The organism is Rudaea sp., from assembly GCF_036383415.1.
Classification (GTDB): domain Bacteria; phylum Pseudomonadota; class Gammaproteobacteria; order Xanthomonadales; family Rhodanobacteraceae; genus Rudaea.
In genome coordinates this window covers 22,051-33,254 of record NZ_DASVOK010000167.1, presented here as the reverse complement: position 1 = coordinate 33,254, position 11,204 = coordinate 22,051, and the positions used below count along the sequence as shown (strand labels likewise).

Sequence of the window (11,204 nt, the reverse complement as noted above, 5' to 3'; positions counted from 1 at the left end):
AACCGAAGCTGCTTGCCGGTCTGACCCATGCATATCCCGATGATCTGCGCCGGCGCATCCTTGCGCTTGCGCAGGGCGACGGACGCAACGCGCTCGACGAATTCGGTGCACTCGACGTCGAGATCGCGCGCTCGTTCGCCGCAGCTGCGAACACGCTGCTGAGACGCGAAGGCGTTGATGCGAAAAAAATACGCGCGCTCGGCTCGCACGGCCAGACCGTGCGCCATCGCCCGCTCGGCCCTGCACCGTACACGATGCAGCTCGGCGATCCGAACGTGATCGCCGAACTGACCGACATCACCACCGTCGCCGATTTCCGCCGCCGCGACATCGCCGCGGGTGGCCACGGCGCGCCGCTCGCGCCCGCCTTCCACGCGGCGATGCTCGCGCAGGACAGAAAGACTCGCGTCGTGCTCAATCTCGGCGGCATCGCCAACATCACGGTCCTTTCCGGCAACGCGAAGCAGCCGCTGCGCGGCTTCGACACGGGCCCGGCGAGCTGTTTGCTCGACGCGTGGATCGCCAGGCACCGCGACCAGCCCTACGACAAGGACGGCGCGTTCGCCGCCTCGGGGCGTATCGACGAAACGCTGCTCAAGCGTCTGCTGTCCGAGCCCTACTTCGCCGAACCGCCGCCGAAAAGTACCGGCCGCGAGGTGTTCCATCTGGCCTGGCTCGCCGAGCGCCTGCGCGGACTCGCGATTGCACCGAAGAACGTGCAGGCGACGCTGGTCGCGCTGTCGGCAATCACGATCGCCGACGCGAGTCGCACGCAGGCGCGCGACACGCGCGAGGTCTGGGTCTGCGGCGGCGGCGTGCACAATCCGGTGCTGATGGCGGCGATCGCGCAAGCGCTCGCACCGGTTCAAGTCGCGAGCATCGCCGAGCTCGGCATCGATCCTGATTTCGTCGAGGCGATGACTTTCGCCTGGCTTGCACGCGAGCGCCTCGACGACCGCGCCGCGCCGAACGTGCCCACGGTCACCGGCGCACGCGGGCCGCGCGTCCTCGGCGGCGTTTACTACGGAGCGCGCTAGGCGGTTGATGATTTCGCGTCGAGCCGGGCGAATTGCCCACCCAGTGCGGCCAACAGCAGCAGACCCGGCACGGCGCAGGCGAGGCTCACCGCGAAATAGACGACCCAGCCGTAATTAGCGGCGACCCATCCCGCAAGCGGGCCGACGAAGATGCGCGCGGCGGAATCGAGTGCGCTGAACAGCGCGTACTGCGTGGCGCTGAAACGCTTGTCGCACAGAGCCATCAGCAGCGCGACGAACGCGCCCGTGCCGAGGCCTGAAGTGAAATTCTCCGCCGCCACCGCGGTCACCAGCGCAGGATAGCCCTGCCAGCCGAGCGCGATGGCGAAGAACCCGAGCGCGCCCAAGCCTTGCAGCACGCCGAATATCCACAGCGCGCGGCGCAGTGACCAACGTTCGAGCAACAATCCGCCGGCGAACGCGCCGACGACGGTCGCGGCGAGCCCGAACACCTTGTTGACCCAGCCGACGTCGCTCAGCGCATAACCCGCACCGCGCAACAGAAACGTGCTGGACAGGCTCAACGCGAACGCATTGCCTAGCTTGTAGACAAGGATCAGCGCGAGCCATTGCAGCGCCTTGGTTCGTGAGAAAAATTCGCGCAATGGCTCGACATAGGCTTTGAGAAGGGAATGCGCGGATTGCTCGGCCAGGTGCCGCTCTGGCGCAATCAGCGTGCCGACGATGCCGATGGCCATGAAAGCCGCCATCGCCAGATACGCAAAACGGAACCCGTAGGAACCGGCGAGGATCAGCGCGAAGCCGCCCGAGACGACCATCGCGATGCGATAACCGCCGACGCCGAGCGCGGCGCCGAGGCCGCGATCCTGTGGCAGGAGTTGATCGGCGCGATAGGCGTCGACCGCGATGTCCTGCGTCGCCGACAGCGTCGCCAGCACGATTGCCAGCAGCGCGATCGCTGGCAGCGAGGTTTGCGGCGACAGGCCCGCGATCAGCACGAGGGCGACGACGATGCCAAGCTGCGTCCACAGCATCCAGCCGCGGCGCCGGCTCAGAACGGGCAGTGAAAAACGATCGATCAGTGGCGCCCAGAGGAACTTGAACACGTAGGCGAGCGCAACGAGCTTGATCACGCCGATGGTCTTGAGACTCAGGCCGCTGACCGCGCACCATGCTTCGAGCGTCGAGAACGACAGCGCGACCGGCAGGCCGGAACCGAATCCGAGCAGGGTGATTGCGCCGAGCGTGCGCGTGCGTTGCGCGCCTGCCGACGCTTCGATGTTGGTAGGCGCGTCCGTCACCGGTATTCGACAAGCATCGGCGCGTGGTCGGAGAAACGCGGCGCGGGCGTGATCTCGCAGCTCTTCACTTTCTTGCCCATGCCCGGCGTGACGATCTGGTAATCGATGCGCCAGCCGACGTTGTTCGCGCGCGCGCTGCCTCGCGCCGACCACCAGGTGTATTCGACCGTGTCGGGCTTGACGACGCGGAAGGCGTCGTTCCAGCCGGTCTTCGGCGGCGGCGTTAGGCCGTCGCCGTGCGCGTCGGCAATGAGACCGTTGAGCCAGGCGCGCTCGGGCGGCAGGCAACCGGAATTCTTCTGGTTCGAGGTCCAGTTCTTTATGTCGTCTTTCGCGCGCACGATGTTCCAGTCGCCGCAGAGCACGTATTCACGCTCGGACTTGAGCCATTCGGCGAAGATCGGTGTGAGCCAGTTCATGACCTTGAACTTGAAATCCTGGCGCTCCTCGCCCGAGGTGCCGGACGGGATATAGAACGAGACGACACTGAGCTTGCCGAAACGCGCTTCGATGTAGCGGCCTTCCTCGTCGAACTCGCGCCAGCCGAGTCCGGTGCGCACTTCGTCCGGTTCGCGTTTCGCGTAGATCGCGACGCCGCTGTAGCCCTTCTTCGTCGTTGCATCGCGATAGAAACAATGATGACCGTCGGGGCGGAACATCGGATCGGTGAGCTGGTCCTCCTGTGCCTTGGTCTCCTGCAGGCAGACCACGTCGGCGTCCTGTTTCTTCAGCCAGTCGAAGAAGCCCTTGTTCGCGGCGGAGCGGATGCCGTTGGCATTAAAGGTGAGAATGCGCATCGTGGGATGTAAGAAGAAAGGCGAGAGGCGATAATACATCGCATCGCCACCCGATCCTGCCTGCGCATGCTTCCTCACCAGCGATCCTTCCTCGATCTCGCTCTCGCCAAGAACGCGCTGCGCTTCGGCGAGTTCACGCTCAAGTCGGGCCGCGTGAGCCCGTACTTTTTCAACGCCGGCATGATCGATTCAGGCGCGGCGCTGGCCACGCTCGGGCGCGCCTATGCACAGGCCGCACTCGATTCCGGCATTGCTTTCGACATGCTGTTCGGACCGGCATACAAGGGCATTTCGCTGGCCACCGCGACTTCGATCGCGCTGGCCGACCTCGCCAAGCGCGATGTTCCGGTCGCCTTCAACCGCAAGGAGGCGAAGACGCACGGCGAAGGCGGCGTCGTGATCGGCGCGCCGCTCAAAGGCCGCGTGCTGATCGTCGACGACGTGATCACCGCGGGCACGGCGATTCGCGAGTCGCTTGCGCTGATCGCCGCACACGGCGCGACGCCGGCCGGCATCCTGATCGCGCTCGATCGCCAGGAACGCGGCCAAGGTACGCTGTCGGCCGTGCAGGAAGTCGAGCGCGAATTCGGCGTGCCGGTGATCGCGATCGCACGCCTCGCCGAGCTGTTTGCGCTGATCGACACGCGCGTGGAACTCGCCGTACATCGCGAGAAGATGCAGGCGTACCAGCACGCCTACGCCGCAGCTGAATGACGCGGCGGCACGCACGATCCGCGTGCACACGAACCTTGTATGCTTGACGAAACGGAGATCTCTTCGACATGCGCCTCCCCATCACGTTCGCATTGACCCTCGGCCTGGCGACGGCCGCATCGTTGGCCTGGTCGCAAGGCAAGGGGCACAACCGCTACCGCTGGACCGACTCGCATGGTGCCGTGCAGTACGCCGACTCGCCGACCGCGGAGGCGCTGCAGGTCGGCTATGACGTCATCGACAGCCGCGGCAACCTGGTCAAGCACGTCGACCGGGTCAAGACTGCCGAGGAAAAGAGTGCGGACGCGAACGCGGCCACCGTCGCGGCGCAGGAAAAACAGCGCGCGGCCGAAGCGGCCCAGGCCGACCGGCAAATGCTGCAGGCCTATGCCTCCGAGCAGGCCTTGCTCGATGCGCAGAAGGGCCGTCTTGCCGCGATCGACCAGGAAATCGCCAACGTCAAGGTCAGCGAAGCGATCCAGGAGAAGAGCCTGGCCGAGCAGCTTGCCTACGCATCGAGCTTCGAGCGTGACGGCAAACCGGTACCTCCGACGGTCAAGCAGCAGATCGAAACCCTGCGCGGCAACGTGGCTGCGCAAAAGAAGTTCATCACGAAAAAACTCGCCGAGCGCACGGAATCGGAACTCAGGGCGCAGGCCGAACTGACCCGCTATCGCGAACTGCGCGCGACGCAGAAAGCCGACGCGCAATAGCGACGCCGTTCGAACGCCCGCACCAAAAACAGAGCCCGACGAATTCGGGCTAGTGCCTCAGAACGGCAGCTTGAGTTTCGGGTTGATCGCGAGCAGTTGCGCACGGAACAGGTTCTGCACGCGCTTGAGCGCTTCCATGCTCTCGGCGTCGAAGCGCAGCACAAGGACCGGCGTCGTGTTCGAAGCGCGCACCAAACCCCAGCCATCCGGCCAGTCCGCACGCACGCCGTCGATCGTGTTGATCCGCGCACCTTCGAACTTGGCTTCCTTCTGGAAGCGCTCGATGAACTTGTAGTGCTCGCCTTCGGTCAGCTCGATCTTGAGCTCCGGCGTGCTGATGCTGTTCGGCAGCTCCTCGAAGATCGCCTGCGGCGCACGCTGTTGCGCATCGCCCGAGAGAATCTCGAGCAGACGCGCGCCGGCATAGAGACCATCGTCGAAGCCGTACCAGCGCTCCTTGAAGAAGAAGTGCCCGCTCATCTCGCCGGCCAGCGCCGCACCCGTCTCGCGCATCTTGCCCTTGATCAGCGAATGCCCGGTGCGCCACATCAACGGGACACCGCCGGCTTTCTCGATCACCGGCGCGAGCTTGCCGGTGCATTTGACGTCATAGATGATCGTCGCGCCCTTGTTGCGCGTGAGCACGTCGCGCGCGAACAGCATCAACGTGCGATCCGGGAAGATCACTTCGCCCGAGGGAGTGACGACGCCGAGGCGATCGCCGTCGCCATCGAAGGCGATGCCGAGATCAGCCTTGATCTGCTTGACCGTGAGGATGAGATCCTCAAGGTTGTGCAGGTCGGACGGATCGGGATGATGGTTCGGGAAGTTGCCGTCTACCTCGCAAAACAGCGGCACGACGTCGGCGCCGAGGCGCTCGAACAACTGCGGTGCGATCGCGCCCGGAATGCCGTTGCCGCAATCGACGACGATCTTGAGCGGCCGATGCAGGCGCACGTCGCCGGCGATGCGCTCGATGTAATCCGCATTCAGATTGCGCTTCTCGAGTTGGCCGGTACCAGTCGCGAAATCCTTGTCGGCGATGCGCTTGTAGAGCTTCTGGATCGCGTCTTCGGCCAGCGTCTCGCCGCCCAGCACGATCTTGAAGCCATTGTAGTCGGGCGGGTTGTGGCTGCCGGTGACCATGACGCCGGAGCCGAGATTCAGATGCTGGGTGGCGAAGTACAGCACGGGCGTCGGCGCCGCGCCGATATCGGTCACGTCCGCACCGGTCGAGCGCAAGCCATCGATCAGGGCCGCGGACAGGCTCGGACCGGACAGGCGTCCGTCGCGGCCGACCGCGATCGTCTTCAACCCGCGGCTCGCCATCTCGCTGCCGATTGCGCGGCCGATCAGGCGCGCAACGTCGGCGTTCAGGGTCTTGCCGAGCACGCCGCGAATGTCATAGGCGCGGAACATGCTGCGGCTGACGTGGACGTCCTGCTCTTCGACAGGGGCGGGCTTGGTAGGTTTGGCTGCAGCTGGGGCTGGCGACATCGGAACGGGCTCCTTGGGTGCTTCTTCCATGGTGGCGAGGCTCTCCGCCTGCTTGCGCCGCAGCATCGAATCGAACGCCACGCGCCACCCAACCAAGCGGGCATAGAACATCATTACGCCTGAAGCCAGGCTCAACAAGGCAAGTACGCCCAGCAAAAGCGTGCTGCGTGGCAGCATGATCGGCGGCGTTGGCGGCATGCTCGCAACACGAAACAGGCTGTTCACGACCTGTTTGCCGATGTTGTCGGGCGTTCCATCCACCACCGAACCCGAGGTGGCAAGTACCGTGTCGCTCGCCCCGGTACCTTGGCGCAGCTCCAGCCTGCCCGCACCCGGCTCGAATTTGCGGAATGCGGCAAGAACCGGCTCGAACGACAGGCTGGCATATGCGTAGGCCAAGGTTTCGTTTTCGCGCGTCACCGGCAGCGCGAACACGAGCGCGCGCTTGGCGCCTTCGCCGATTGCCGACTGCGCCGGCGCCGGCTCATGCGTGCGGCTGGCCTGCACGAGCATCGCCGACCGGGCATAGCCCGTCTTGGAGAAATCGGCGGAGAGCACATCGGAGATGTCGGGGCGGTGAAAATCGATGGCGACAAGCTCGGGCATCGCTTTTTTTGCCGCCTGGGTGGCCGCTTCGCGTCCGCTTTCCCAGGATTCCGCGAGTGGCGTCGTGACCGCGCTACTCGCCAATACCCGCCGCAAGCGGGTACGCGTCTCGTCCACGAGTTGGCCAAGCGCCTCGGCATCGCTGTCGCGCAAGGCGACGATCCGCTCCGCATCGCCCTGCTCGGTTTGGACCAGCCATGCTTGCCAGGCGAAGAGCCCGCCCAGCATCCACAGCAGAAGGGCGCCGACGAGCATCGCGTAGCGGGTCAGGCCCGTACCTTCCGCTGCGCTCTGTTGCGATGGTTTGACCGCAGCGTCCTCCGATTGCCGCTTCACGCCGGCAAGTTCGGCGTCGGCCAGGACTTCGGGTTTCTTTCTCGCCAGCCAGCTTCCCACGCTCGGTCTCCCCAGTGTCGTTCCGGGGCAGCAGTCGCGGGTTACACGCTGCCGGAGTGGCCGAATCCGCCGACGCCGCGTTCGCTGGCATCGAACTCTTCGACCACACGAAATCGCGCATGCGCGACCGGCAAAAAGACCAGTTGCGCGATGCGTTCCCCCGGGGCGATCGTATACGCAGCGGCAGCGCGATTCCAGCACGAAATCATCAGTGGTCCCTGGTAATCCGCATCGATCAAACCGACGAGATTGCCAAGCACGAGACCGTGTTTGTGACCCAGTCCCGATCTCGGAAGAATAACTGCGCAGTAGTTCACATCTCCGACATGAATTGCGATGCCGGTCGGGACCAGCGCGCTCGCCCCGGGTTCGAGTGTGAGCGGCGCATCGAGCGCGGCGCGCAGATCCATGCCTGCCGAACCGGACGTCGCTTGCGTGGGCAGCGGAATTTCCTTGCCGAGGCGCGGATCGAGGATTTTCAACTCGACCTCGATCACTTGGCGCGCGTCCTCGTGCGTCGCGTAGTGCGCGCTGGCGAGCGCGCACGATCGGTACTTTTTCGATTCCCGCCAGGCAATTCCCGATCCGCGTATTTTTCCGCGATGCGCGCGACGAGCTGGCGCGCGAGCGCAAGCTTGTCAGCGCGCGCGAGGCGTTCGGCACCGTCGCGCGAAATCAGCAGGATTTCATTCTGGCAGGTGTCGAATCCCTCGCCCTCACCGACCTTGTTCGCCGCGATCAGGTCGAGCTTCTTGCGTTCGAGCTTGGCGCGCGCGTAGCCCTCTATGTTCTGTGTTTCGGCCGCGAAACCGACGACGTAGGGGCGCTGCTTCAGCGCGGCAACCGCGGCCAGGATGTCGGGATTCTCGTCCAGGCTCAGGCTCAATGCGCCGCCGGTCTTCTTCAACTTGTGCGCAGCGACTTCGTGCGGACGAAAATCACCGACCGCCGCGGCACCGATGTAGATGTCGCTGTGTTGCGCACGCGCGAGCACGGCTTCGCGCATCTCGCGCGCGCTGCGCACGTCGACGCGCGCAACGCCCGCCGGCGTCGGCAGATGCACGGGACCGGCGACGAGTTCGACGCTCGCGCCCTGCTCCATCGCAGCCTGGGCGACGGCGAAACCCATGCGCCCCGAACTGCGGTTGCCGATGAAACGCACCGGGTCGATGTCCTCGTAGGTCGGTCCCGCGCTGACCAGCACGCGCTTGCCGGTCAACACCTTCGGGCCGTGCAGTGCGGCCAGTTCGGCGACGATCTGATGCGGCTCGAGCAGCCGGCCGAGGCCGGATTCCGCTTCGGCCATGCGGCCTTCGCCGGGACCGAGAAAAACCGCGCCGCGCGCGCGTAGCGTGGCGACGTTCGCTCGCGTCGCGGCATGCGCCCACATGCGCAGGTTCATCGCCGGCGCGATCGCGAGCGGTGCGTCGCTGGCAAGACACAAGGTCGTGAGCAGGTCATCGGCGAACCCGTGAGCGAGGCGCGCGACCAGGTCGGCGCTTGCCGGCGCGATGACGATCTGCTGCGCCCAGTGCGCGAGTTCGAGATGCCCCATCGCCGCTTCCGCGGCCTCGTCCCACAAGCCCGAGCGCACCGGCTGCCCCGACAGCGCCTGGAACGTCAACGGCGTGACGAAGCGCACCGCGTTTTCGGTCAGCACGACGCGCACCTCGGCGCCGACCTCGCGCAGACGACGCACGAGCTCGCAGGCCTTGTACGCCGCGATGCCGCCCGAAACCCCGAGCAACACGCGCAAGCCGGCAAGTCCGTTTCGAGCCTCAAACTGAGCCATGTAGGAAATCCAACGACAGCGATATGCGCTTATAGCTTACCGGAATTTGCATCCGGCCCGGCTGCGTCCGCCGGCATATCGATTGAAACTTTCGCCATGACGATCCTCGACTGGCCCAGCGCGGAACGCCCGCGCGAAAAACTGCTCGCGCGCGGCGCCGGCGCACTGTCGGATGCGGAACTGATCGCGATCTTTCTCGGCAGCGGACGGCGCGGACAGACCGCGGTCGATCTCGGCCGCGAACTGCTCACACGCGACGGCGGATTGAAGGCGCTGCTCGAATTCGAGCCCGCCGCGCTCGCGGCTTTGCCCGGACTCGGCGCAGCCAAGGCAAGCCGGCTGCACGCCGCGCTCGAACTCGGCCGGCGCTATCTCGCCGTCGATCTCGATCGCCCGCACGCGCTGACCAACCCGCGCGCCTGCACGGACTTCGTGCGCGCGAAACTGGCGAGCTATCCCTACGAAGTGTTCGCCTGCCTCTACCTCGACAACCGCAATCGCATGATCGCGTTCGAGGAATTGTTCCGCGGCTCGATCAATGGCGCCAGCGTGCATCTGCGCGAAGTGGTGCGCCGCTGCCTGGCGCACAACGCGGCGGCGGTGATCTTCGCCCACAACCATCCGTCCGGCGTCGCCGAACCCAGCCAATCCGATCGCGAGGTCACCGGCGAACTGCAGCGCGCGTTGCGCATGGTCGACGTACGCGTGCTCGATCACCTGGTCGTCGGCACTGGCAGGGCCGCTTCACTCGCGCAGATGGGCTGGCTGTAGGAAACCCCTCGAAATCTACTGCGCTCGATAATTTGCGCGCCGGCTGTGCTCGGAATCCTCATGTACCTTCACGTACACTACGGATTCCTGCGCGCAGGCGACGCGCCCGATCCTAGACCAGATCGGCTCTTCGCTCGCTACGGTTTCGAGAGGTTCCCTAAGTAGCGCGCGCAAGCGAAAACGACGGTGCGACGTTCCGTGTGCACCGAGCGTTTTCTGGTCGTCCCGAATAGACGTGAGCGCATGAAAATTCAGGCGTCGGTACGTCCGTGTCGGCCATCCCTGCAGCCTTTCCGCGCCGTGCGCATCCCGCACGCCACGCCCCAGTCCTTGAGCCTTGTTGCGACGCCTGACGCGGTGAGATTACGCGTGCTTTGTTGCCGAATTCTTACGCCGAGACAAGCGCTTAGGCGGTGGATTTATACACAATGCAGCATTCGTAGCAATTGCAGCGTTTTACACTTGCGTTACCATTGCGAGACAGCAAGTAAAATCATTTGAATCATATACTTACATTGAAATCTGACGCACATATATGGCTGAACGCCCGTCTAACCGATTTTCCCGGCCTGCGCAAGCGACTCGCTATGCACAAAGTTATCCACAATCTGCCCGCAACCGTTCAGCCAGCGCAGCGAGCGCGGCGCAAACGGCCGTTTCGATGGCTTGGCGGCGCGAAATCGCAAGGAAAAGTTGCGTCTGAAAATTCGGGCGTTGATTCCTTTCCGCGCCCCCCGCGCCCACACTGCCGCATATGGCTCCCTTGATCCGCAGCAAACTGTTCCTGCCGGGCTCGCGCCCGGAGCTTTTCGCCAAGGGCGTGGCCGGTGCCGCCGACGCGCTCTCATTCGACCTCGAAGACGCGGTGCCCGAAGAGGTGAAGGCCGCGGCGCGCCGCCATGTAGCCGAATTCGTGCAATCGGACGCCGCGCGCGGCGCCGGCAAGCTTGTCATCGTGCGCGTCAACGCATTAGGTACGCCGCATTTCGTCGACGACATCAAGGCGCTCGCCGTGCCTGGCGTCGATCTGATCAACCTGCCCAAGGCCGAATCGGCCGACGAAGTGCGTGCCGCCGCGGCGGCAATCGCGCACATGGAATCGGCCGACGCGTCGGCGCTGGCCGGCCTGCTGGTCAATATCGAAAGCGCCAAGGGCTTGCGCCATGCCTCGCAGATCGCGGCCGCGCACCCGCGCGTGCGTGGGCTGCAGCTCGGCCTCGGCGACCTGTTCGAGCCGCTCGGCATCGATCGTTACGATCCCGCCAACGTGCATGCGGCGATGTTCGCGCTGCGCCTCGCCGCGGGCGAAGCCGGCGTCTGGTGTCTCGACGGCGCGCGCGCCGACGTCGCCGACGAGACCGGTTATCTCGCCGAGGCGCGCATGGCGCGCAGCCTGGGGTTCATCGGCAAGACCTGCATCCATCCGAAGCAGGTGGCGCTGGCGAACGCCGCATTCGCGCTCGCGGCCGACGAGGTCGAGCTCGCGATGCGCGTCGTCGCTGCCGCACGTGAAGCGGCCGCGCAGGGACGTGCCGCCTTCGTCGTCGACGGGCGCATGATCGATCCGCCGTTTCTGCGTCGGGCCGAGGCGATCCTCGCCGCGGCGGGCGAACGGTAAC

The 11,204-nt window shown here is 65.2% G+C and carries 10 protein-coding genes; 5 read left to right on the top strand and 5 right to left on the bottom strand.

Going from position 1 to position 11,204, the window contains the following annotated elements; translation table 11 throughout:
* A partial coding sequence (locus tag VF497_RS06515; RefSeq protein WP_330886874.1) for an anhydro-N-acetylmuramic acid kinase occupies nt 1–1,037 on the top strand: 1,037 nt, incomplete at its 5' end.
* On the opposite strand, the gene VF497_RS06510 is transcribed toward VF497_RS06515, so the two are convergent.
* Together VF497_RS06510 and VF497_RS06505 are read right to left on the bottom strand one after the other, a co-directional pair.
* The gene (locus VF497_RS06510) at nt 1,034–2,299 is read right to left on the bottom strand and encodes an AmpG family muropeptide MFS transporter (protein ID WP_330886871.1); all 1,266 of its coding nucleotides are present in this window, start codon (nt 2,297–2,299) and stop codon (nt 1,034–1,036) included. The genes VF497_RS06515 and VF497_RS06510 overlap by 4 nt on opposite strands.
* Nucleotides 2,296–3,096: an exodeoxyribonuclease III gene (locus tag VF497_RS06505; RefSeq protein WP_330886870.1), complete on the bottom strand. Its 801-nt coding sequence runs from the start codon at nt 3,094–3,096 to the stop codon at nt 2,296–2,298. The genes VF497_RS06510 and VF497_RS06505 overlap by 4 nt, the downstream gene beginning before the upstream one ends.
* Before the next feature lie 66 nt (nt 3,097–3,162).
* Between VF497_RS06505 and pyrE the strand changes: the two genes are divergently transcribed.
* Together pyrE and VF497_RS06495 are read left to right on the top strand one after the other, a co-directional pair.
* Nucleotides 3,163–3,810 (top strand): orotate phosphoribosyltransferase, encoded by a 648-nt coding sequence (pyrE, locus tag VF497_RS06500; protein ID WP_330886868.1) that lies wholly within the window; start codon nt 3,163–3,165, stop codon nt 3,808–3,810.
* A 68-nt stretch (nt 3,811–3,878) separates the two neighbouring features.
* Entirely contained in the window at nt 3,879–4,523 is a 645-nt protein-coding gene (locus VF497_RS06495; RefSeq protein ID WP_330886866.1) for a hypothetical protein, read from the top strand.
* A gap of 57 nt (nt 4,524–4,580) precedes the next feature.
* On the opposite strand, the gene VF497_RS06490 is transcribed toward VF497_RS06495, so the two are convergent.
* The 3 genes from VF497_RS06490 to coaBC all read right to left on the bottom strand — a co-directional run bounded on the left by VF497_RS06490 (nt 4,581) and on the right by coaBC (nt 8,814).
* On the bottom strand, nt 4,581–6,881 hold the full coding sequence (locus VF497_RS06490; protein WP_414706851.1) for a phosphomannomutase/phosphoglucomutase: 2,301 nt from the start codon (nt 6,879–6,881) through the stop codon (nt 4,581–4,583).
* 182 nt (nt 6,882–7,063) lie between these two features.
* Entirely contained in the window at nt 7,064–7,519 is a 456-nt protein-coding gene (dut, locus tag VF497_RS06485; protein WP_330886862.1) for a dUTP diphosphatase, read from the bottom strand.
* Nucleotides 7,516–8,814 (bottom strand): bifunctional phosphopantothenoylcysteine decarboxylase/phosphopantothenate--cysteine ligase CoaBC, encoded by a 1,299-nt coding sequence (gene coaBC, locus VF497_RS06480; protein ID WP_330886860.1) that lies wholly within the window; start codon nt 8,812–8,814, stop codon nt 7,516–7,518. Before coaBC ends, dut begins: the two co-directional genes overlap by 4 nt.
* Nucleotides 8,815–8,910: 96 nt before the next feature.
* Between coaBC and radC the strand changes: the two genes are divergently transcribed.
* Nucleotides 8,911–9,585 (top strand): RadC family protein, encoded by a 675-nt coding sequence (gene radC / locus VF497_RS06475; RefSeq protein ID WP_330886858.1) that lies wholly within the window; start codon nt 8,911–8,913, stop codon nt 9,583–9,585.
* 754 nt (nt 9,586–10,339) lie between these two features.
* Complete coding sequence (locus tag VF497_RS06470) at nt 10,340–11,203, top strand: CoA ester lyase (protein ID WP_330886856.1); 864 nt, start codon at nt 10,340–10,342, stop codon at nt 11,201–11,203.
* Nucleotide 11,204 lies beyond the last annotated feature (1 nt).